Origin of the sequence: Streptomyces cacaoi, assembly GCF_006539165.1 — a bacterium.
Lineage (GTDB): Bacteria > Actinomycetota > Actinomycetes > Streptomycetales > Streptomycetaceae > Streptomyces > Streptomyces cacaoi.
On sequence record NZ_BJMM01000002.1, the window covers coordinates 370,688 to 393,536 of the forward strand.

The 22,849-nt window shown below is 72.5% G+C and carries 14 protein-coding genes and 1 pseudogene; 5 read left to right on the top strand and 10 right to left on the bottom strand.

Going from position 1 to position 22,849, the window contains the following annotated elements; all coding sequences use genetic code 11:
• Positions 1-13: 13 nt before the first annotated feature.
• Both tesB and SCA03_RS02070 read right to left on the bottom strand, forming a co-directional pair.
• The gene (gene tesB, locus SCA03_RS02065) at positions 14-928 is read right to left on the bottom strand and encodes an acyl-CoA thioesterase II (protein ID WP_030890185.1); all 915 of its coding nucleotides are present in this window, start codon (positions 926-928) and stop codon (positions 14-16) included.
• A 52-nt stretch (positions 929-980) separates the two neighbouring features.
• Positions 981-3,509 carry a DEAD/DEAH box helicase gene (locus SCA03_RS02070; protein ID WP_141275171.1) on the bottom strand — a complete coding sequence of 843 codons (2,529 nt, stop codon included), beginning with the start codon at positions 3,507-3,509 and terminating at the stop codon, positions 981-983.
• A gap of 175 nt (positions 3,510-3,684) precedes the next feature.
• On the opposite strand from SCA03_RS02070, the gene SCA03_RS02075 reads away from it, so the two are divergent.
• Positions 3,685-4,479, top strand: coding sequence for a metal-dependent hydrolase (locus SCA03_RS02075; protein ID WP_030875154.1), 795 nt, complete (start codon positions 3,685-3,687; stop codon positions 4,477-4,479).
• 131 nt (positions 4,480-4,610) lie between these two features.
• On the opposite strand, the gene SCA03_RS02080 is transcribed toward SCA03_RS02075, so the two are convergent.
• Positions 4,611-6,446 carry an ABC transporter ATP-binding protein gene (locus SCA03_RS02080; protein WP_086814572.1) on the bottom strand — a complete coding sequence of 612 codons (1,836 nt, stop codon included), beginning with the start codon at positions 6,444-6,446 and terminating at the stop codon, positions 4,611-4,613.
• A 798-nt stretch (positions 6,447-7,244) separates the two neighbouring features.
• Positions 7,245-9,260: an ABC transporter transmembrane domain-containing protein gene (locus SCA03_RS02085; protein WP_086814565.1), complete on the bottom strand. Its 2,016-nt coding sequence runs from the start codon at positions 9,258-9,260 to the stop codon at positions 7,245-7,247.
• A 145-nt stretch (positions 9,261-9,405) separates the two neighbouring features.
• Between SCA03_RS02085 and SCA03_RS02090 the strand changes: the two genes are divergently transcribed.
• A complete protein-coding gene (locus SCA03_RS02090; RefSeq protein ID WP_107428941.1) occupies positions 9,406-10,254 on the top strand; it encodes a L,D-transpeptidase family protein in 849 nt (282 codons plus the stop codon).
• A gap of 23 nt (positions 10,255-10,277) precedes the next feature.
• Here SCA03_RS02090 and SCA03_RS02095 read toward each other — a convergent pair whose 3' ends face one another.
• Positions 10,278-11,687 carry a Gfo/Idh/MocA family protein gene (locus SCA03_RS02095; RefSeq protein WP_030890171.1) on the bottom strand — a complete coding sequence of 470 codons (1,410 nt, stop codon included), beginning with the start codon at positions 11,685-11,687 and terminating at the stop codon, positions 10,278-10,280.
• A gap of 391 nt (positions 11,688-12,078) precedes the next feature.
• Here SCA03_RS02095 and SCA03_RS02100 point away from each other — a divergent pair, with 391 nt between their 5' ends.
• Positions 12,079-13,494 carry an alpha-amylase gene (locus SCA03_RS02100; RefSeq protein ID WP_086814564.1) on the top strand — a complete coding sequence of 472 codons (1,416 nt, stop codon included), beginning with the start codon at positions 12,079-12,081 and terminating at the stop codon, positions 13,492-13,494.
• 48 nt (positions 13,495-13,542) lie between these two features.
• On the opposite strand, the gene SCA03_RS02105 is transcribed toward SCA03_RS02100, so the two are convergent.
• Both SCA03_RS02105 and SCA03_RS02110 read right to left on the bottom strand, forming a co-directional pair.
• The gene (locus tag SCA03_RS02105; RefSeq protein ID WP_086814563.1) at positions 13,543-16,518 is read right to left on the bottom strand and encodes an FAD-binding and (Fe-S)-binding domain-containing protein; all 2,976 of its coding nucleotides are present in this window, start codon (positions 16,516-16,518) and stop codon (positions 13,543-13,545) included.
• A 251-nt stretch (positions 16,519-16,769) separates the two neighbouring features.
• Positions 16,770-17,204: pseudogene (locus tag SCA03_RS02110) on the bottom strand (MarR family winged helix-turn-helix transcriptional regulator); the annotation flags it as partial.
• Between the two features lie 152 nt (positions 17,205-17,356).
• Between SCA03_RS02110 and SCA03_RS02115 the strand changes: the two are divergent.
• On the top strand, positions 17,357-19,168 hold the full coding sequence (locus tag SCA03_RS02115; protein ID WP_030875131.1) for an ABC transporter ATP-binding protein: 1,812 nt from the start codon (positions 17,357-17,359) through the stop codon (positions 19,166-19,168).
• An 18-nt stretch (positions 19,169-19,186) separates the two neighbouring features.
• On the opposite strand, the gene SCA03_RS02120 is transcribed toward SCA03_RS02115, so the two are convergent.
• Positions 19,187-19,576 carry a VOC family protein gene (locus tag SCA03_RS02120; protein ID WP_086814561.1) on the bottom strand — a complete coding sequence of 130 codons (390 nt, stop codon included), beginning with the start codon at positions 19,574-19,576 and terminating at the stop codon, positions 19,187-19,189.
• 53 nt (positions 19,577-19,629) lie between these two features.
• The gene (locus tag SCA03_RS02125; protein WP_086814560.1) at positions 19,630-20,922 is read right to left on the bottom strand and encodes an exo-beta-N-acetylmuramidase NamZ family protein; all 1,293 of its coding nucleotides are present in this window, start codon (positions 20,920-20,922) and stop codon (positions 19,630-19,632) included.
• A 210-nt stretch (positions 20,923-21,132) separates the two neighbouring features.
• On the opposite strand from SCA03_RS02125, the gene SCA03_RS02130 reads away from it, so the two are divergent.
• Positions 21,133-21,648, top strand: a complete 516-nt coding sequence (locus tag SCA03_RS02130; protein ID WP_086814559.1) for an O-acetyl-ADP-ribose deacetylase — start codon at positions 21,133-21,135, stop codon at positions 21,646-21,648.
• An 84-nt stretch (positions 21,649-21,732) separates the two neighbouring features.
• On the opposite strand, the gene SCA03_RS02135 is transcribed toward SCA03_RS02130, so the two are convergent.
• Positions 21,733-22,824, bottom strand: a complete 1,092-nt coding sequence (locus SCA03_RS02135; RefSeq protein ID WP_086814558.1) for a questin oxidase family protein — start codon at positions 22,822-22,824, stop codon at positions 21,733-21,735.
• Positions 22,825-22,849 lie beyond the last annotated feature (25 nt).

The following is a 22,849-nucleotide window of genomic DNA, read 5'->3' on the forward strand; positions in this document are numbered from 1 at the left end:
CGGTTCCGTCCGGTCAGCGCTGCGGACCGCTCGGGCCAGGCTGCCGCCCGGGCGGCCGTGCTCCGGCGGCCCGGAACAACCCCTCCTGCATCACCGAAACGATCAGTTGACCGCTCCGGTTGAAGATCAGGCCGCGGGCCAGCCCCCGCGCTCCCGTCGCGATCGGTGACTCCTGCTGGTACAGAAACCACTCGTCGGCACGGAAGGGCCGGTGGAACCACATGGCGTGATCCAGCGAAGCGGTGTCGAAGTTCCGCTGCCCCCACAGGGGTTCCATGGGAAGACGGACGGCGTCCAGCAACGTCATGTCGCTGGCGTACGTCAACGCACAGGTGTGCACGAGCGGATCGTCACCGAGTGAGCCGATCGCCCGCATCCACACGGCGCTGCGCGGCTCCACGTCCGCCAGCTCGGAGGCGTCCCAGCGCAGCCGCTCCACATAGCGCAGATCGAACGCCTGGCGGCGGGCCATGCGCTCGAACGGCACCGGAAGGGAGCCCAGGTGCTCCCGGATCTCGTCGGCGAGCCGGGGGAGGGTCTCCGGCTCAGGAACGTCGGGCATCGGCAGTTGGTGCTCGAAACCCGGCTCGGGGTGATGGAAGGAGGCAGTCAAATTGAAGATCGTCCTGCCCTGCTGCACGGCAGCCACCCGGCGCGTGGTGAAGGACCGGCCGTCCCTGACCCGCTCCACCTGGTACACGATCGGCACCCCGGGCATGCCGGGTCGCAGGAAGTACGCATGGAGGGAGTGCACCGGCCGTGCCGCGTCGACGGTGCGGCCGGCGGCCACCAGTGCCTGCCCGGCGACCTGCCCGCCGAAGACCCGCTGGAGGGACTCCTGGGGGCTGCGGCCACGGAAGATGTTGAGGTCGATCTCCTCCAGGTTCAGCAGGTCGACGAGGCGTTCAGCAGGGCTGGGCCCGGTCATCGCACTCCCTCTCCTCCACCCGGCAACGGGGTCGTTCCGTCCGGTACGGCGGTCACATCGGGCCGACGTCGGTCACCTTGACCACGGCACGCCCCTCCTCGTCCGAGGCCACGAGGTCGATCTCGGCCGAGATGCCCCAGTCGTGGTCCCCGCGCGGGTCGGCGAACGTCTGCCGGACGCGCCACAGCCGGTCCTCGGGCACCTCCTCGATCCGCAGCAGCCGCGGCCCGCGGGCGTCAGGGCCGGTGCCCAGCTCGTCGTACTCGTCCCAGTAGGCGTCCAGCGCCTCGCCCCAGGCGTCCGCGTCCCAGCCTGCCTCGCCGTCGAGTTCGCCCAGTTCCTCGACCTTGTCCAGCGCCGCGAGTTCCACCCGGCGGAACATGGCGTTGCGGACGAGGACGCGGAAGGCACGCGGGTTGGCCGTTACGGGCTTGACCTGGTCGGCCCGGTCCTGGGCCTCCTCCGCCGACTCGTCCTCCGGATTGGCGAGCTGCTCCCACTCGTCCAGAAGGCTGGAGTCCACCTGGCGGACCATCTCGCCGAGCCACTCGACGATGTCCTGGAAGTCCTCCGACTTCAGGTCGTCGGGCACGGTGTGCTCCAGCGCCTTGTACGCGCTCGCCAGGTAGCGCAGCACGATGCCTTCCGTGCGCGCGAGTTCGTAGAAGGAGACGAACTCGCTGAAGGTCATCGCCCGCTCGTACATGTCGCGGATCACGGACTTGGGGGAGAGGGGATGATCACCCACCCACGGGTGGGACGTGCGGTAGAGCCCGTAGGCGTGGAAGAGCAGCTCCTCCAGCGGCTGGGGGTAGCTGATGTCCATCAGCCGCTCCATGCGCTCCTCGTACTCGATGCCCTCCGCCTTCATCTCGGCGACGGCCTCGCCCTTGGCCTTGTTGGTCTGCGCGGCGAGGATCTGACGCGGATCGTCCAGCGTCGACTCGACGACGGAGACCATGTCCAGAGCGTAGGAGGGCGACTCGGGGTCGAGGAGTTCGAAGGCGGCGAGCGCGAACGTCGACAGCGGCTGGTTGAGCGCGAAGTCCTGCTGGAGATCGACCGTCAGCCGGATCCTGCGCCCCTCCGCGTCCGGCTCGTCGAGCTGCTCGACGATGCCGCCGTCCAGCAGGGAGCGGTAGATCGCGATCGCCCGCCGGATATGCCGCAACTGGGCGCGGCGGTCCTCGTGGTTGTCCTCCAGCAGCCGGCGCATCTGCGTGAAAGCGTCCCCGGGACGCGCGATCACCGACAGCAGCATCGCGTGCGTCACCCGGAACCGCGAGGTGAGCGGCTCCGGTTCGGACGCGATGAGCTTCTCGAAGGTCTGCTGGCTCCAGCTGACGAAGCCCTCCGGAGCCTTCTTGCGCTGGACCTTGCGGCGCTTCTTGGGGTCGTCCCCGGCCTTCGCCAGCGCCTTCTCGTTCTCCACCACGTGCTCGGGCGCCTGCGCCACGACGAAGCCGGAGGTGTCGAAGCCGGCCCGCCCGGCGCGCCCCGCGATCTGGTGGAACTCGCGCGCCCGCAGCGTGCGTACGCGCGTGCCGTCGTACTTGGTGAGCGCCGTGAACAGCACCGTACGGATCGGCACGTTGACGCCCACGCCCAGGGTGTCCGTACCGCAGATCACCTTGAGCAGCCCGGCCTGGGCCAGCCGCTCCACCAGGCGCCGGTACTTCGGCAGCATGCCCGCGTGGTGCACGCCGATCCCGTGCCGCACGTAGCGCGAGAGGTTCCGGCCGAACCGCGTCGTGAACCGGAAGTTACCGATGACCTTGGCGATCTCGTCCTTCTCCGCCCGGGTCGACATGTTGATGCTCATGAGTGCCTGCGCCCGCTCCACGGCCTGCGCCTGGGTGAAGTGCACGATGTAGACGGGCGCCTGCCGGGTCTCCAGCAGTTCGGTGAGCGTCTCGGTGAGCGTCGTGGTGCGGTACTCGTACGACAGCGGCACCGGGCGGGTGGCCGAGCGCACCACCGACGTCGGCCGGCCGGTGCGCCGGTTGAGATCCTTCTCGAAACGCGAGACATCGCCCAGCGTCGCGGACATCAGCACGAACTGCGCCTGCGGCAGCTCCAGCAGCGGAATCTGCCAGGCCCAGCCACGGTCCGGCTCCGCGTAGAAATGGAACTCGTCCATGACCACCTGGCCGATGTCCGCGTCCGCGCCGTCCCGCAACGCGATGGACGCCAGGACCTCGGCGGTGCAGCAGATCACCGGGGCGTCCGCGTTGACCGAGGCGTCGCCGGTGAGCATCCCGACGTTGTCGGTACCGAACAGCTTGCACAGGTCGAAGAACTTCTCCGAGACCAGGGCCTTGATCGGCGCGGTGTAGAAGGTGACCTTGTCCTGCGCCAGCGCCGCGAAGTGGGCCCCCGCAGCGACCAGACTCTTCCCGGATCCCGTCGGCGTCGAGAGGATCACGTTCGCTCCCGAGACGACCTCGATCAGGGCCTCCTCCTGGGCCGGGTAGAGGGAGATCCCCCGCTCCTCGGCCCAGCTGGAGAAGGACTCGAAAAGGGAGTCCGGGTCGGCGTCGCTCGGCATCTGGTCGATAAGGGTGGCTGTCACGCCCCCCATACTGCCTGCTGGTCCCCGGGATGCGGGAACCGGTGGGTTCCACGTGATCTTCGGGCGCTACGCTGTGTTGCCGACCCGGCGTCAGAACCGGGTGGCAGGACGACGGGGGCTCCGCCCGGCAGCCTCGGGGCGGGAGCGCGACGCACGCGAGAGACGGAACAGGGCGGGGATACGCATGATGGGACCGGCGCATTCGCTGTCGGGAGCCGCGGCCTGGCTGGGGGTGGGCGCGGCGGCAGCGGCGCTGGACCATCCCATGCCCTGGCCCGTGGTGGTGGTCGGAGCACTGATCTGCGCGGGCGCCGCGCTCGCCCCCGACCTGGACCAGAAGTCGGCGACGATATCCCGGGCCTTCGGCCCGCTCTCCCACGCCCTGTGCGGCGTGATCGACAAGCTGTCGACGGTGGTCTACAACGCGACACGCAGCCACGGGGAGCGCCGGCGCGCCGGAGGCCACCGGACACTGACACACACCTGGCCCTGGGCGGTGTTCATAGGCGCCGGCTTCTCGACGGCCGCCGTCGTCTGGGACCGGTGGGCGGTGCTGATCATCCTGTTCATCCACATGGTCCTCGCCGTGGAGGGCCTGCTGTGGCGGATGGCCCGGGTCTCCAGCGACGTCCTGGTGTGGCTGCTCGGCGCGACGAGCGCCTGGATCCTGGCGGAAGTGCTGGACCAGCCCGGCAACGGCTCGCACTGGCTGTTCACCGGCGAAGGCCAGGAGTACCTCTGGCTGGGGCTGCCCATCGTGGTCGGGGCGCTGGTGCACAACATCGGCGACGCCCTGACGATCTCCGGCTGCCCGATCCTGTGGCCGATACCCATCGCCGGCAAGCGCTGGTACCCGCTGGGCACGCCCCGCTTCATGCGGTTCCGGGCCGGGGCCTGGGTGGAGCACAAGGTGCTGATGCCCGCGTTCATGGTCCTGGGTGGCGTCGGCAGCCTGGTGGCTCTCGGCGTCGTCGGCTGACACCGCCGCGGGGGTGGCGGCTGCCGGGGCCGCCGCACCGGCGGCAGAGCGGCCGCGCGGCAGGGTGCCGGTCCTGGTGGCCGCCGCCGCACCGTCCGCCCGCCGCCCGGCCGGCCCGGTCGCCGTCGTCGCTATCCACGCCGTGGCGCCGGCTCCTCCGGCTCGTCCTTGCGGCCGTGCCAGGAGTTCCAGAGCGCCGCGTACGGCCCGCCCGAGGCCACCAGCGCGTCGTGGCTGCCGAGTTCACTGATGCGCCCGTCCTCCACCACGGCGATCACGTCGGCGTCGTGCGCCGTGTGCAGCCGGTGGGCGATGGCCACCACGGTCCGGCCGTCCAGCACCCGTCCCAGCGAGCGCTCCAGATGCCGTGCGGCGCGCGGATCCAGCAGCGACGTGGCCTCGTCCAGCACCAAGGTGTGGGGATCGGCCAGTACCAGCCGGGCCAGCGCGATCTGCTGCGCCTGCGCCGGGGTGACGCTCAGCCCACCGGAACCGACCCGGCTGTCCAGCCCCTCGTCCAGCGCGGACACCCACTCCTCGGCGTCGACCGCGCGCAGCGCCGCCCACAGCTCGCTCTCCCCGGCGTCCTGCCGGGCCAGCAGCAGATTGTCGCGCAGGGTGCCGACGAAGACATGGTGCTCCTGGTTGACGAGCGCCACATGCCGGCGGATCGCCTCGGCCCGCATCCGGCTCAACTCCGCACCGCCCAGCGTGACTTCGCCCGAGCGGGGGCCGTAGATCCCGGCCAGCAGGCGGCCGAGTGTCGACTTCCCGGCCCCCGAGGGCCCGACGAGTGCGACCCGGGTGCCGGGCGGCACCTCCAGGCTGAGGTCGTGCAGAACGTCCACGCCCTCGTGGTAGCCGAAGTGCACCTCGTCGGCCCGGACGAGATCCCCGGCCGGGGTGGGGCCGTCCTCGCCCCGGTCCGGCTCGATCTCCTGCACGCCCACCAGCCGGGCCAGCGACACCTGCGCCACCTGGAGTTCGTCGTACCAGCGCAGGATGAGGCCCACGGGTTCCAGCAGCATCTGCGCCAGGAGGGCGCCGGTGGTCAGTTGGCCCACCCCGATCCAGCCCGGGAGCACGAAGAACCCGCCGAGGAGCAGCACACCGCCCAGGATGAGCATGTTGCCGAGATTGATGACGGGAAAGAGGACGGTGCGCAGCCACATCGTCCGGTTCTCCCACGCCGTCCACTCACCGATCCGCCGCTCCGAGAAGGCCACGCGGCGCGCACCGAGCCGGTGTGCCTCCACCGTGCGGCCCGCGTCCACCGTCTCGGCCAGAGCAGCGGCCACGGCCGCGTAACCGGCGGCTTCGGCCCGGTAGGCCCCCGGCGCCCGCCGGAAGTACCACCGGCAGCCCGGCACGAGCACGGGCAGCGCGAGCAGCACGGCCAGCGCGAGCGGCGGGGCGGTGATCGCGAGCGCACCCAGCAGCAGTGCCGTCCACACGGCCGCGATGGCGAGCTGCGGAACGGCCTTGCGCATGGCGTCGGCCAGGCGGTCGATGTCCGTGGTGATCCGGGACAGCAGATCGCCGGTACCGGCCCGCTCCAGCACGCCCGGCGGGAGCGCGACGGAGCGGACGAGGAAGTCCTCACGCAGGTCGGCGAGCACCTGTTCACCGAGCACCGCGCCACGCATCCGCACCTGCTGGGTGAAGACCGCCTGGACGACGAGCGCAAGGGTGAACAGGGAGAGGACGCGGCCCAGTTGGATGTCGCGTGCTCCGTCGGCCAGGTCGTCGACGACCCCGCCCAGCAGCCAGGGGCCGGCCATGGAGGCCACCACGGCGACGGTGTTCACGGCGATGAGCGTCACGAACGTCCAGCGGTGCCGGCGCAGCAGCGTGCCGGCGTAGGCGCGGACGGTGGCGGGAGCGCCGACGGGCAGGATGGTCAGGTCCTCCGGCGCGGAGGGATCGTAGGCGGGTACGGGCACCCCGAACCGCCACCGGCGCGGCAGTTCGGCTTTCGGCGCCCGCCGGGCCCGTGACGGCGCCGGCAGCTCGCTCTTCGGCGGTGGGCGCTCCCTTTGCCGCCTCGTCGGCCTGTTCTTCGGCTGTGCGCGAGTCCTCCGAGTTTTCGGCGATCCGGTTGCCGGCTTCCGCCGGGCCCGTGTCGGTTCCGGGGGCTCGCCCCGCGGCTGTGTCCGAGCCCCATGCGGCCGGCGCAGTCCAACCCTCAACCGCGCCCCGGTCCTCTGGCTCCAGCTGCGAGGCCCGCCCAGGTTCGGTGGCCCGGGGTCCGGTCGCGTCCGGGTTCCTCGCGGTCTCGTCGGCCCGGCCTGCGCCCATGCCCGAGCCTCCTGCGGCTGGTACCGCTCGGCTGCCGGTCTCCCCTGTGCCTCCTGCGGCGGGTACCGCCCGGCTGCCGGTTGCGCCGGTGTCTGCTGCGGCCGGGCCGTCCCCACCTGCGGAGGAGCTCAAGTCCCCGGCTGCACACGGCTCCTGCACGGTCCCAGCGGCGGCCTGAGTGGCCCCGGCGGCCTCAGCGGCCTGGCTCGCGGGCGGGCACGAGTCCCCCGGTCCCGCGCCGGCCCGGCCTCCGTCCGTGCCGTCCCCGCTCGCCGACCGGGGTGTCACCGGGCCCCGGTGTTCCGGCCGCTCTGCCGCTCCCCGGCGTTCGTCCTCCGGGGCCGCGGAAGGCCCGGGCTGCTGTGCTGCTGCCTGTCCAGCCGGGTGCGGGGCTGCTGCCCGGTGGGGGCCGGAGTCGTTCGCCGGTCCGTCGGGCGCCGGTTGTCCGGCCTGTTCCGTCCGCGCGCTCATCGGCTGTCGGTTCCTTCCGTCTGTGCGGTGCCGGTGGGTGCGGCCGGCAGCAGGGCGGCGGGTGGGGTGGTCTCCGGCTCGCGGGTGACGACGGCGCGGTAGGCGGGATCGGTGCGCAGCAGTTCCTGGTGGGTCCCCACTGCGGCGACGGTGCCGCAGGGGACGAAGACGACCTCGTCAGCCTGGTCGAGCAGCAGGGGGCTGGAGGTGAGCACGACCGTGGTCCGGCCCGCACGCAGGCGGCGGAGCGCCCGGGCTGTGCGGGCCTCCGTGTGCGAGTCGACGGCGGAGGTGGGCTCGTCGAGCACCAGCACGGGCGGGTCGGTGAGCAGGGAGCGGGCGAGGGCGAGCCGTTGGCGCTGTCCGCCGGAGAGGGAGCGTCCGCGTTCGGTGATCCGTGCGCGGCGCGGGTCGCCGTCCGCGTCGGGACTGCCCTGGAGCAGCGCGGTGAGGACGTCGTCGCACTGGGCGCTCGCCAGCGCCTCGTCCATGGTCACCTGCCCGGAGGCGGGCACGGCGAACAGTTCGTCCAGCGTGCCGGAGAGCAGGGTGGGGTCCTTGTCCTGGACGAGCACGGTGGAGCGTGCGGTGTCCAGCGGCAGTCGGTCGAGTGGGACGCCGTCGAGGAGGACGGAGGTGTGCGGGGCGGCGTCCGCGGTTCCGTTGTGTCCCTCGGCGCCCCCTTCGGCCGGGGCGTTCCTCCCGACGGCTGGCGCGTCCCGACCGGCCGGGGCGTTCTGCCCGGACGGGGCGGTGGTCGAGGGAGGCGCGTCGGCAGGTGCGCCCTCGGGAGGTGCGCCCTCGGGAGGTGCGGCCTCGGACGGCGGGTGTCCGCCCAGCCGTTCGGCGAGCCGTCCGGCGGCGTCCGGGTCTCCGCACACCACGGCGGTGAGCCGGCCCGGGGCGGCGCGGAGCCCGGTGACGGGGTCGTACAGGCCGTCGCGCTGCCCGCTTCGTGCCTCGGGTCCGCCGCCCGCCGTGCCGCTGCCCTCCTCCCGGGCGTCGGCGTCCACGGTGGCGCGTCGCAGGGCGAGCACACGGGCGGCGCGGGCGGCGGAGGGCCGGGAGAAGGAGTAGGACATGGCGAATTCGCCGAACAGCCGGAGCGGGAAGAGCAGGAACGACATGGCGCCGTAGACGGTGACGAGCTCTCCGACGGCGATCTGCCCGTCCAGGGCGAGGCCGGTCCCGTACCAGACGACGCCCACCAACAGCAGTCCGGGGAGGGCCACTTGGAGGGCTTCGATCAGGGCCCACATCCGTGCCGTGCGCACGGCGGCCCTGCGTACCCGCTGGGAGAGGTCGCGGTAGCGCCGCAGGAAGAGTTCCTCGCCGCCGATGCCGCGCAGTACCCGCAGCCCGGCCACGGTGTCGGCGGCCAGTTCGGTCGCCAGCCCGGCCCGTTCCCGCTGGGCGTCGGCCCGCCGGGTGGCCCGGGGCAGCAGCGGCAGTACGACGAGGACGAGCCCGGCCGTGCCCGCGCAGGCCAGCAGTCCCAGCCGGGGCTCGTGGACGACGAGGCCGGCGCAGACGGCGAGGGTGGTCAGCACGGCGGCGCTGAACCGGGAGACGGCCTCGACGCACCATCCGATGCGTTCGATGTCGCCCGTCGAGACGGCGACGACCTCGCCGGCGGCCACCCGCCGGGTCAGCGTGGCGCCGAGCGTCGACGCCTGCCGTGCCAGGAGCTGCTGGACACGGGCCGCCGCGGTGATCCAGTTGGTGACGGCCACGCGGTGCAGCATCGTGTCGCCCACCGTCACGGCCAGCGTGACGCACAGCATCACTCCGGCCACGCCCAGCAGCCGCTCACCCGATCGGTCCACGACGGCGTCGACGGCCAGCCCGGCGACGACGGGAAAGGAGGCCATGGCGGCCAGGTGCAGCACGCCCCAGCCGAGAGCCTTCAGCTGGCCGCCCAGTTGCATGCGGCCCAGCCACAGCAGGAAGCGGAAGCCCGAACGGACATCGGGGACACCGGGATCGGGGTGGGGGAGATCGCGAATGCGCATGAAATTCCTGATCGTTGGGCGGTCGGCCCGGCCGGACGGAGAAGCGCTGCGGGGATGCGGTGACAGGCTGACCGCGCTGTGTGCCCGACGGCAACGGATTTTCCGGGCGGGCGGGGCACTTTGGGCCGGTGCGACGATGGGGGGCATGCGCACAGCTGGAACAGGACGCGGGCAGGACAGGGCGGAGGCGCGGAGGATCGCGGCCGGCCGCCGAGGGGACGCGGCGGCGCGGGAGCGGGCGCGCGCGAAGGGCAAGGCCGCACTCGTGGCGGGCGCCGCGGGGGTGGCGCTGGCCGTGCTGTTGTCCGGCTGCGGCAGCGGGAACGCGCAGGGTGGCGGCGGGGACGCCGCGAGTGAGCGGGCAACGGCCAAGGCCGACCGGGCACACCGCCCCGCCCGCGCCGAGGGGCTCACCGAAATCCCCGGGGTCGGCTCGCGGTTGCAGGGCCGTATCCCCGAGGACAGCCGTCAGGTGGTGGCGGTCGAGGGGAAGGGCGAGGACTCCGCGGACGCTGTCGTGCGGCTGTACACACGCGCGGGGAACGGCACATGGAAGCGGGCGCACAGCTGGCCCGCGCACAACGGCAAGAACGGATGGACGCACCATCACCACGAGGGCGACAAGCGCAGCCCCGTGGGGGTCTTCTCGCTCTCCGACGCGGGAGGTGTGCTGCCCGATCCGGGAGCGAAGCTGCCGTACGCGCACAGTGCGGCGTTCACTCCGCCCACGTACTGGCCGAAGAAGACGCGGAACGACTTCGACTACGTGATCGCCATCAACTACAACCGGGTCAAGGGCACCACCCCCCTCGACCCGACCCGTCCGCAGGGCCAGGCCAAGGGCGGCAGCATCTGGCTGCACCGGGACCACGGTGACGGCACCTCCGGGTGCGTGAGCGTCTCCAAGGCCGTAATGCGCACGCTGTTGCGCACCCTCGACCCGGACAAGCACCCGGTGGTGGTGATGGGGGACAAGGCGTCACTGAGCGGCTGAGCGGCCGCCTTCCGTGTGCCTGCTCACTCCTCGGGCTTGCTGGAGTCGATGCCCTCGCGCTTCTTGCGCCATCCGCCGCGGGTGAAGTCGGGGAACTCCTGGGGCGTGCCGTGTGCCTTGATGGAGGCGTGGCTGAGCGGAACGGGGGCGCTCCAGGTCGCCGCGTCGTAGACGTCGAAGTCCGGGACGAGGCCCAGGCGCATGCACTGCATCAGCCGGAAGAGCATGATGTAGTCCATGCCGCCGTGCCCGCCGGGCGGATTGGCGTGTTCCTTCCACAGCCAGTGGTCGTGGTCCTTGTACTTGTCGAAGTCGCCCCATTCGTGGCCGGACATCTCCGGCTCCAGATAGATGCGGGGCGGGTAGTCCTCGAAGACCCCCTTGGTGCCGCCGAGGATGTTGAGCCGGTCGTAGGGGTGCGGGTTGCTGACGTTCTGTTCCAGCCGGATCACCCGCCCCTTCTCGGTCTGGACGAGACTGATCGTCATGTCGCTCTTGATGTACGTCTCCTTCCAGCTCTCGTGGCCGGCGGGCATGTTCTCCTCGCGGTAGGCGGCCAGGCCGAGGGAGGGGGAGCCGAAGCTGGTGATGCGTACCGCGCGGTCGCCCCGGTTGACGTCCATGTAGTTGGCGGCGGGGCCGAAGCCGTGGTTGGGGTAGAGGTCGCCCTTCATCCGGGTGTGCCACAGCCGGCGCCAGGGGCCTTCGTAGTACTCAGGGTCGAACATCAGCTCGCGGAGGTCGTGGATATAGGCGCCCGCGCTGTGCAGCAGATCGCCGAAGAGCCCCTCGTGCGCCATGCGCAGCACCCGCATCTCGTTCTGCCCGTAGGCGCAGTTCTCCAGCTGCATGCAGTGTCTGCGGGTGCGTTCGGAGAGGTCGACCAGCTCCCACAGCTGCTTGAGCTCCAGGGCGAGCGGGCATTCGATGCCGACGTGTTTGCCGCCCTTGAGCGCGGCCGCCGCCATCTCGTAGTGCCAGTCCCAGGGGGTGGCGACGTAGACGAAGTCGATGTCGCCGCGGCGCACGAGCTTCTCGAAGTCGTGGTCGCCCTTGACGTAGAGGGCGGGGGCGGGCTGGTTGGCGTCGGTGACCTTCTTGGCGGCCCGCTCGGCCTTCTCCTTGACCGGGTCGCACAGGGCGGTGACCCGGACCCCGTCCAGCGCGAGGAACAGGTCGATCATGCTGCCGCCCCGCTGGCCGAGTCCGATGATGCCGACCCGTACGGTGCTGCGCTGTTCGAAGGGGACGCCGATCATGCTCTTTCCCCGGCGGGGCGGTGCCGCCGCCGCGGTCTGCTGCGCCGGCGCCGGTGCGGCCCCGGGGGTGGCGGCCTGTGCCGCGCCGGTGCCGAGTGCGCCGATACCGAGACCGGCACCGGCGGCGCCGGCGGAGCGCAGTACCGAACGGCGGCTGAAACCTTGGTCGTTCATCGGGCCTCCCACGCTTCGGACATCCTCTGTCTGTGTCTGCACATGACCGCACGTGTCGGCGCGTGCCGAACGCGTCCGCACGTGACGGGTGTACCTGCGTGAACCTGCGTGAACTTGCCAGTGAGCAGTCAACTCCGCACAGGACCCTGGTGGTTGGGACCAGTCGAGCGCAAGAGGACGGACTTGGACTCTTGTTGCTCCGTGGATGGACTTTTGCGTGGCAAGAACTTGCAGAAAGAAGCTGGAAATTCTTGCGGACTCTCTTGACGTGCTCACGCAGGCTCGGCAGGCTCCCCGCTGACAGCACGACATCCCCCCACGGCGGCCAGGCGCGTGGCTGCCTTCCCGGGCACACCCCCACGTGCCCGCAAGAGGACGAAGGAGCCGCATCATGAGAAAACGTCTGCTCGGCGCCGGCTCGGCCGGTGTCCTGGCGGTGGCCTGTCTGACGGGACTCGCGCCCTGGCAGTCCCAGGCGACCCCGCAGCAGAGCGCAGCGAGCCCCGGCGCACGCCCCGCGGGAGAGGCCGGCCCGCCCGGTGAGAAGACCGTCACCGCCACGCTCTTCGAGCGTCCCTTCCGCTCCGTCGCCCAGGAGTGCACCGACACCCTCGGCCCGGCCGGATACGGCTATGTGGAGGTCTCACCCGCGTCCGAGCACATCGCGGGCGACCAGTGGTGGACCTCGTACCAGCCGGTGAGCTACAAGATCGCGGGACGGCTGGGCGACCGGCAGGACTTCGCCGACATGGTGAAGACCTGCGAGACCGCCGGGGTCAAGGTCATCGCGGACGCGGTCATCAACCACATGTCGTCCGGCTCCGGCACCGGTACCGGCGGCACGCAGTACACCAAGTACGGCTATCCGGACACCTGGCAGGACGGCGACTTCCACACCTGCCGCAAGGACATCGCGGACTACACCGACCGCGACGACGTACAGAACTGCGAACTGGTGGGCCTGGCCGACCTGGACACCGGCAGCGAGGCCGTCCGCTCCCGGATCGCCGCCTACCTCGACGACCTGCGTTCCCTCGGTGTGGCCGGCTTCCGTATCGACGCCGCCAAGCACATGGCGGCGGACGACATCGCGGCCATCCGCGGCGCGATGACGCAGGACCCCGGCTTCTGGGTCAGCGAGGTCATCCACGGAGACGGCGAGGCCGTACAGCCCGAGGAGTACACGGGCATCGGCGACGTCGACGAGTTCCGCTACGGGCGGCAGCTCAAGAGCGCCTTCCAGGGCGGTGACCTGAGCGCGCTGCGCACCATCGGCGAGGGCATGCTGGACGGGGCGTCGGCACGCTCGTTCGTCGACAACTGGGACACCGAGCGCAACGGCTCCACCCTCACCGCCAAGGACGGGGCCACCTACACGCTGGCCAACGTCTTCATGCTGGCGCACCCCTACGGCTCGCCGAACGTCTACTCCGGCTACGAGTTCGACGACCAGGACGCGGGCCCGCCCGGCGGCGACACCGGCTGGACGAACCGGCACGCCGATCCCGCGATCAGCGGCATGGTCGGCTTCCGCAACGCCGTCGGCGACGCCGAACCGACCGACTGGTGGTCCGAGGGGCAGGCGCTGGCCTTCAGCCGCGGAGAGCGCGGTTTCGTGGCGCTCAACAACGGCGACGCCCCGCTGTCCCGCACCTTCGACACCTCGCTCCCGCAGGGCAGCTACTGCAACGTCGCCTCGGAGCAGGGCGGTTGCGACGAGAAGGTCGAGGTCGCCGCCGACGGCACGGCCCAGGCGACCGTCCCGGCGCACGCCGCTCTCGCGCTGCACGTGGACGCGACCGGCTGAGCCGAGCCCGCTGTGCCCTCCCGGGACGGGCCCGGGAGGGCACACGCGTCAGCGCGGCCGGGTGGCGCGCTCCAGCTCCTGGATCACCGAGTGGTAGCCCCGGTTCCCGGTCGCGTGGTCCATGCCGATCTCGCAGGTGCGGTTGGCCGAGAGATAGGCGTCGAACTCCCGGGAGGTGACCTCGGCCGCCTCCCGGGCCGTCGCGGACGCCGTCAACTCCTCGTGCAGCAGACCGCGGTCGCCCGCGAAGGCACAGCAGCCGGCGTCGAGCGGCACGACGACCTCCTCGGCGCACGCCTCCGCCACCCGCCGCAGCTCCGCCTCGTCGCCGAGGTGCCGCATGGAGCAGGTGGGATGGACCGTCGCGGAGTCCACCCGCCGCTCCACGGTCAGCCGGGGCAGCAGCGTGTCCGCCGCCCACTGGAGCGAGTCGAGCACCGTGAGCCGGTCGTGCAGCTTGCGGTTGGCGGGCGTCAGATACGGCACGACCTCCTGCGCCAGGCCCAGCGTGCACGAGGAGGCGTCCACCACCAGCGGCAGGTCGCCGCCGTCCGTCCAGCGCCAGGCCGCCTCCACCATCCGGTTGGCCATCAGCGCATTGCCCTGCTCGTAGCCCTTGGAGTGCCAGATCGTCGCGCAGCAGGTGCCGTTGACGTCCGAGGGGATCCACACCGGACGGCCCGCACGTGCGGAGACGACGACCATGGCCTCCGGCAGCGAGGGGCCCTCGTGGCCCTCCGGATCGCCGAAGATCCGGTTGACGCACGCCGGGTAGTAGACGGCCTCGGCGCCCTGCCGGCTCGTGGCGGGCAGCCGCCGCGCGGCGGGACCGGGGATCTCCGGCAGCCACTCCGGGACGAGATCGGGGCGCACGGCGCGGCGGGCCGCGCGCGTCACCGCGCCGAGCGCCCGGTCGGCGCGGGCGCCGTCCCGGCCGCCGAGCCGCCCGCGTGCCTGCTCGGCCGCCGCCAGGGCGAGCCGCGCCGCGCGCTCCACGGCGCCGAAGTGGCGCGCGGTGAGCGCCGCGGTGCGCTCCTCGCGCGCGGAGTGGCGCGCGTGCCGGAACTGCTTCATCAGCGCCCCGGTGTCGATCCCGACGGGACAGTCCAGCTTGCAGGTGGAGTCGCCGGCGCAGGTGTCGACGGCGTCGTAGCCGTAGTCCGCCAGCAGGCTGTCGGTGACGGGGGAGCCGGGCGTCTGGCGCATCATCTCCCGGCGCAGGACGATGCGCTGGCGGGGCGTGGTCGTCAAGTCCTCGCTGGGGCAGGTCGGTTCGCAGAAGCCGCACTCGATGCACGGGTCGGCGATCGCCTCCGTCCGCGGGATCGACTTCAGGCCCCGCAGATGCGCCCGCGGATCGCGGTCCAGCAGGACGCGGGGCGCCAGCACCCCGGAGGGGTCGACGAGTTCCTTGATGCGCCACATCAGCTCCGTGGCGCGCGCTCCCCACTCCAGCTCCAGGAACGGCGCGATGTTCCGGCCCGTGGCGTGCTCGGCCTTCAGCGACCCGTCGAAGCGGTCCACCGTCATCCGGCAGAAGTCGTCCATGAAGGCGGCGTAGCGGGCCACGTCGCCCTCGTCGGCCGCGTCGAACGCGAGCAGGAAGTGCAGGTTCCCATGGGCGGCGTGCCCGGCCACGGCGGCGTCGAAGCCGTGCTGCTCCTGGAGTTCGAGGAGCGCCTCGCAGGCTTCGGCGAGCCGCGAGGGCGGTACCGCGAAGTCCTCGGTGATCAGCGTCGTGCCGGGCGGACGGGAGCCGCCGACGGCGGTGACGAACGCCTTGCGTGCCTTCCAGTAGGAGGCGATCGTCCCGGTGTCCCGGGTGAGTTCGTTGGTGACCGACGCGACCGGCTCGATCAGCTCCAGCCGGTCCAGCACCTCGCGTGCGGCCTGCTCGCGCTCGCGCTGTGTCTCCTCGTCGGGGGAGCGGAACTCCACCAGCAGCGCCGTCGCCTCCCGGGGCAGCTGCGCCCAGTCCTGCGGCACGCCCTGGACGCTGACCGAGGCGCGCAGCGTGTTGCCGTCCATCAGCTCCACGGCCAGGGCGCCGGCCTCGTTGAAGAGGGGCACGGCGGCGGCAGCGGCCGACAGCGTCGGGAAGAAGAACAAGCCGGTGGAGGTGCGGCGGCCCAGCGGCAGGGTGTCGAAGACCAGCTCCGAGAGGAAGCCGAGGGTGCCCTGTGAGCCCACCATGAGGCCGCGCAGGATCTCGACGGGGGTGTTCCCGTCCAGGAAGGCGTCCAGCCGGTAGCCGTTGGTGTTCTTCAGCTCGTACTTGGCGCGGATGCGGGCGGTCAGCTCCGGGTCCGCCTCGATCTCCGCCTTGAGGGCCAGCAGCCCTTCGCAGAGCCCGGGTTCGGCACGGGCGAGGGCCTCGTCGGCGTCGGGCGCCGCGGTGTCGACGACCGTGCCGCTCGGCAGGACGACGGTCAGGGAGGCGACCGTCCGGTAGGAGTTGCGGGTGGTGCCCGCGGTCATGCCGGAGGCGTTGTTGGCGACGACACCGCCGACCGTGCAGGCGATCGAGCTGGCCGGGTCGGGGCCGAGCAGCCGGCCGTGCCGGGCCAGCGAGGCGTTCGCCCGGAACACCGTGGTGCCCGGCCCGATCCGTGCCTGCCGGCCCTCGTCGTCCAGCACCTCCACGCCGGCCCAGTGCCGCCGGACGTCCACGAGGATGTCCTCGCCCTGCGCCTGCCCGTTCAGGGAGGTGCCGGCGGCCCGGAAGACGACGTTGCGGCCGTGGTCGCGCGCGTACGCCAGCACCCGGGAGACGTCGTCGGTGTCCTCGGCGAGGACCACGACCTGCGGGACGAACCGGTAGGGGCTCGCGTCCGAGGCGTACCGGACGAGATCCGAGACGGAGGAGAGCACCTTCTCCGCGCCCAGCAGACGCTCCAGATCGGCGCGCAGGCGTGCCGGTGTCCCGTGCGCGCGGACATCGGGGACGCGGTCGGCAGCGGGGGAGTCCGCCTGTCCTCCGGGGCGCGGGCGCAGGGCGCCGGGGTTCGGTTCGAGCAGCGGCATGCGGACTCCAGAACGTGCTGAGGGGAGCCTGATCAGGCGTTTCTCACATGCTAGTTCGACCGGGAGAATCCCGGTGCGGGACGGTCCCGGGGCGCCGTCCCCGGCTCCCGCGGCGCCTCCGGTTCCCGCCGCGCACCGGGCTCTCCGGGCTTTCGGGGATTCCCGTGCGCCGCCGGCTCCCGTCCGTCCGCCGGCTCCTTCGGCTCCTTCGGCTCCTGCGGTCCCTGTGCCGGGGCCTCGGGCTCGGGCGCGTCCTCGGGTTCCAGCCGGGTGAGCAGCCGGCTCAGTGCCGTGCGCTGTGCCGGGGACAGCGGTGCCAGGAGTTCCTCGGCCGAGGTCCTGCGGGCCTGCCGCAGCCGGGTCAGCGCCGTGCCGCCGTCGTCGGTGAGCTGGATCCGGGTGACGCGGCGGTTCGCCGGGTCCTGCGCGCGGCGGACCAGCCCCCGCTCCTCCAGCGCGTCGACCAGGCTCGTCACCTGGCGGGGGACGACGCCGAGCAGCTCGGCCAGATCGGCCATCCGGGGCGGGCGCGGGCTGTGCGCGACCGTCCGCAGCATCCGGGCCTGTGCCGGGGTCACGCCGAGGGGGGAGAAGTGCCGGCGGTGGGCGTGGTGGAGCCGGCGGGTGAGACGCAACAGCTGGTCGGCGAGGTCTCCGGCGCTCTCGTCCGGGGGGTGCTCGGGCATGGCCGCAGGCTACCAGGACACAGTTCATTGTGAATATAGGTAACGATGAACTATGCTCCGGTATCCGGTGTCTTCCCCTGCCCGTCGGCGGTCCGTCCCCGCCCTCACGCAGGGCCCGTACCGACCGCCTCCGACCCACCTCAAGGAGCGCCTTGCGCCATGACGCCCCCGGCTGGACGCCGCCCGAGACCCCGTCCGAACAGCCCGCGCAGGTACGCCGGATCCTGAGACTCTTCCGGCCCTACGCCGGGCGGCTCACCCTCGTCGGGCTGCTCGTGGGCGCCTCCTCACTGGTCTCGGTCGCCTCGCCGTTCCTGCTGCGCGAGGTGCTGGACGTGGCCATTCCGCAGCAGCGCACCGGCCTGCTCACGCTGCTCGCCCTCGGCATGATCGTGACCGCCGTCATGACCAGCGTCTTCGGCGTCCTCCAGACCCTGATCAGCACCACCGTCGGCCAGCGGGTCATGCACGACCTGCGTACCGGGGTCTACGCGAAGCTCCAGCGGATGCCGCTCGCGTTCTTCACCAGGACCCGGACCGGCGAGGTGCAGTCGCGGATCGCCAACGACATCGGCGGGATGCAGGCCACGGTCACCTCCACCGCCACCTCGCTCGTCTCCAACCTGACCAGCGTCGTCGCCACCGTCGTTGCCATGCTGGCCCTGGACTGGCGGCTGACGGTCACCTCGCTGCTCCTGCTGCCCGTCTTCGTCTGGGTCAGCCGCCGGGTCGGCCGCGAGCGCAAGCGGATCGCCACCGAGCGCCAGCAGCAGATGGCCTCCATGTCGGCCATCGTCACCGAGTCCCTGTCGGTCAGCGGCATTCTGCTCGGCCGCACCATGGGCCGGGCCGAGTCGCTGACCGGCAACTTCGCCAAGGAGTCCGAGCGCCTGGTCGATCTGGAGATCCGCTCCAGCATGGCCGGCCGCTGGCGGATGTCGACGATCGGCATCGTCATGGCCGCGATCCCCGCGCTGCTGTACTGGACCGCCGGGATGCTCGTCCAGATGGGCGGGCCCGCCTTCTCCATCGGCACCCTCGTCGCCTTCGTCACGCTCCAGCAGGGGCTGCTGCGGCCCACCGTCTCCCTGCTGTCCACCGGCGTGGACATGCAGACGTCCCTGGCGCTCTTCCAGCGCATCTTCGAGTACCTCGACCTGCCCGTCGAGATCGAGGAGAGGGAACACCCGGTCCGGCTGGAGAAGGTCAAGGGCGAAGTGCGCTTCGAGGACGCCGACTTCTCCTACGACGCCGGGACCGACCCGCGCGCCACCCTGCGCGGCATCGACCTGACCGTGCCCGCCGGCAGCAGCCTGGCCGTCGTCGGCGCCACCGGCTCCGGCAAGAGCACCCTGAGCTACCTCGTACCGCGGCTCTACGACGTCACCGGCGGACGCGTCACCCTCGACGGAGTGGACGTGCGCGAGCTGGACTTCGACACCCTCGCCCGCGCGGTCGGCGTCGTCTCGCAGGAGACCTACCTCTTCCACGCGAGCGTCGCCGACAACCTCCGCTTCGCCAAGCCGGACGCCTCCGACGAGGAGCTGCGCGAGGCCGCCCGCGCCGCGCAGATCCACGAGCAGATCGAGGCCCTGCCGGCCGGCTACGACACCCTCGTCGGCGAGCGCGGCTACCGCTTCTCCGGAGGCGAGAAGCAGCGCCTCGCCCTGGCCCGCACGATCCTGCGCGATCCGCCGGTCCTCATCCTCGACGAGGCCACCAGCGCGCTCGACACCCGCACCGAGAAGGCCGTGCAGCAGGCCGTCGACGCGCTGTCCGCCTCCCGGACCACGCTGACGATCGCGCACCGGCTGTCCACGATCGAGAACGCCGACCAGATCGTCGTCCTCGACGGCGGACGCATCGTCGAACGCGGCACCCACCGTGAACTCCTCGCCGCCGGCGGGCGCTACGCCGCGCTGGTGCGCCGCGACGCGGGGACGGGCGCGGTGGCGGCCACCTGAGCGGCGCCGCCCGGCGGACTATCTGCGGGCGGGCCGGACGACGGGCGGCTTCGGCGGAGTGAAGACGCAGAACTCGTTGCCCTCCGGGTCGGCCAGCACGTCCCAGTCGAGCTCGGTGTTCCGGGAGCGGACCAACGTCGCGCCCAGGGCGAGGAGTTCGTCCCGGTGGCCGTAGACGTCCAGATGCATCCGGTTCTTCGCCTTCTTCGGCTCGGTCACCGGGTTGATCCAGATGAGCGGGCCCGCACCCTCCGGGTCGTAGATCGGCACCGGCCACTCCGCGGGCGGTGGCTTCGGCGACCCGGCCGGGGGCTCGCGGCGTACGTATCCGAGAGCCGCACACCACCAGTCGGCGAGCGCTTGATGGTCGAGAGCGTCCAGCGCGAGGTCCTTGAAGCGTGCGGCCATGGCGCCGAGCCTACGGCCGGGGCGCAGGCCCGGCAGCGCAGCCGTCCGGTGGCTCAGCCGTACAGCAGATACGGGCGGCGGGCCCGCTCGAACTCCCGTACCTCCTCGCGCCAGGCGGCGGCGATCCCGTCCGGACGCGCCCCCGAGTCGACCATCGTGCGCAGCCGTGCGGAGCCCGACAGCTTGTCGATCCAGTACGGATGTGCGGTGCCGGAGTCCTTGCGCCAGGCGAAGCCCTCGTAGCGGTGCGCCTCCACCAGCATGGCCACCGCCGTCGGCACCGCCTGGTAGCGCTCCGGATCGGTCACCAGCAGCTGCACACCCGCACACGTCTTCCCCTCGTGCTTGGAGAAGGTGGGCACGAAATAGCCCTCGCGGAACCGCACCCCCGGCAGCCCGTACGCGTTCAGCCGGTCGCTGTAGCGGTGGTCCAGATAGGGCGCGCCGACGAACTGGAACGGCTGTGTCGTGCCGCGCCCCTCGGACAGGTTCGTCCCCTCGAACCAGCCGGTGCCCGCGTACGCCGACGCCGTGTCCGGGGTCGGCATGTTCGGCGAGGGCGGTACCCACGGCAGCCCGGTGTGCTGCGCCGGTGTGCCCGGCTTCCAGCCCCGCACCCGCACGACCTTCAGCTCCACCCGCCCGCCGTCACCCTCGTGGGGCAGCAGCTCCGCGTTGAAGTACCGGGCGAGCTCACCCACCGTCATGCCGTGCTGCTGGATCAGCGGCTTGAGCCCCACCCCCGACGCGAACTCCGGCTCCAGCATCGGCCCGTCCACCCGTCGCCCGATCGGGTTGGGCCGGTCGAGCACGACGAACGAGGCGCCCACGGAGCGGGCGGCCACCATCGCCTGGTACATCGTCCAGATGTAGGTGTAGAAGCGCACGCCCACGTCCTGGATGTCGAAGACGAGGGTGTCGGCTCCGGCCTTCTCGAACAGCTCTGCCATCTTCCGTGCGTCGGCGCCGTACGCGTCGTAGACCGTCAGCCCCGTTCTCGGATCCTCGAACTCCGGCTCCGACTCGCCGGCCTGTGCGCTGCCGCGGAAGCCGTGTTCCGGGCCGAACACCCCGACGATGTCCAGGCCGTCCTGCTCGGCCAGCGAGTCGACCACGTGCCGGGCGTCGCGCAGGATGCCCGTCGGATTGCTGATGACGCCCGTCCGGCGGCCGCGCAGCAGCCGCCACCCGGAGGCCGCCGCCACATCGGCGCCGGGCACCACCGCCCGCCCGCCGTCCCGCCCGGAGGCGCCGCCGGCGGCGGCCGCCGAGGAGGAGAGCGGGGCCGCGAGCGCGGCGGCCGTACCGGAGGCCACCAGGGAGCGGCGGGTGAGAGCACTGGCCATGGGGGACGGTCCTTCCTTCGGGCGGCGACGGCGCGGGCGCCGGGGCGGCCGGCGCGGGGCTCCGGCGGTGGACAGCGGTGGACAGCCGTGGACAGGGGCGCGCGCCGGACGGGCAGCAGACGCAAGCTAGTACGAACGCGGCACCTGCGACCAGGGTGCGGGCGGGACGGAAGGTGTGCACCGTGACACGCGTCGCGCGAGGATGGGGGCATGGCGACACCCCACTTCACCCTGGTCCAGGGAGACATCACCGAACAGGACGTCGACGCCGTCGTGAACGCCGCCAACTCCAGCCTGCTGGGCGGCGGGGGAGTGGACGGCGCGATCCACCGCAAGGGCGGGCCCGACATCCTGAGCGAGTGCCGTGAACTGCGCGCCTCCCGGTACCGCACGGGCCTGCCCACCGGGCAGGCCGTCGCCACCACGGCGGGGCGGCTGCCCGCCCGCTGGGTCATCCACACGGTCGGTCCGGTGCACAGCCACCAGGAGGACCGCTCCGGCCTGCTGGCCTCCTGCCACCGCGAGTCGCTGCGCGTCGCCCGCGAACTCGGCGCGCGCACGGTCGCCTTCCCCGCCATCTCCACCGGCGTCTACCGCTGGCCGGTGGCCGACGCCGCGCGGATCGCCGTGCGCACCCTCCGCGCGGAGGGCGAGGGCTTCGACGAGCTGCGCCTCGTCCTGTTCGACCGGGACTCCTACGACGCCTTCGCCGACGCCGTGGGGTGACACCCGCGAACGGACGCCGCGAAGGGACACCGTGAGCGGACGCCGTGAGCGGTGCGGGTGCGGGCCGCTCACGGCGCCGGCCGGTCACCGGGCGGCCATCGGCTCGATCAGCTCGATGGCGCGGAGCGTCGCCGCGACGGCCGTGGGATCGTCCCCGGCGCCGGTCGCCACGTCCCAGGCGGTGTCGGCGAACTTGATGGTGTGCTCGTCGCCGTGCGCGGCCGCGCGGGCGAACACCTCCTCCATGGGCGGGAGCCCGCTGGTGTGCACGTCCGCCGGCTCGGCCGGGGCGTAGACGGCCGTGACGGCTGCCGCAGCGGTCCACGCCGCGTCCACGCTCGCCTCCCACAGGGCGCGGGGCAGCGACGGCAGCGTCCGCAGGACGGCGTTCGGCGCCGTCGCCGCGTGGACGAGCATCACCGGGGCGCCGTACGCGTGCGTCGCGTACCGGTGTGTCGCCGCGCGCACCAGATCCACGAGCACGGCCCGGGCCTCGTCCGGGCCCTGGCCGCCGTCCGCGCCGGGCCGGGCCGGCAGCCCGGTGATCCGCGCGAGCCGATCCCGGACGCCGCCGCTCCCGTCGAGGACCCGGGGCACGGCCGCGAGGCCCTCGGCCGCGGTCGGCGCCCCGGGCAGCGCGGCGATCCCCGGCAGCGGCTGGTGGCGGGCCGCCCAGTAACCGAGCGCGTGCGCCAGCTCCGCGCGCCGGGGTGCGGAACCGGCCCCCGGGCCCCCGGCACGCAGCGCCCGCACCGCATGGCCGGTACGGATCACCGGGTGGGTGGCGGAGGCCGCGATTCCGGGCAGCAGCCGGGGCCACCAGGTGGCCAGGACGTCCCGCCAGTCCTGCTCGGCGACCAGCCGGCCGAAGTAGCCGGCCCAGTCCGCCAGCCGCCGTGGATCGCCCAGCGCCTCCCGCCAGTTGGCGTCGGTGACCGGCTCGACAGGCTCCGGCGGATCCTCCAGCTTGTCCCGGTAGCCGTCGATCCAGCGGTGCACGGCGCCCGCCTGCCCGTGCCGCACCAGCGCCTCGACGGCCATGGGCGCGTGATTGCTCAGCCAGCCCTCGCGTTCCGGCCCGCTCAGGTGCAGCCGCTCCAGCGCCTCGTCCAGCACACCGGTCCCCTCGCCGGATCCGGCCGCGGCCTCGTCGGTGTTCCTCGCGTCGGTGTCCATGGCCCGACGCTACGGAGCACCCGCC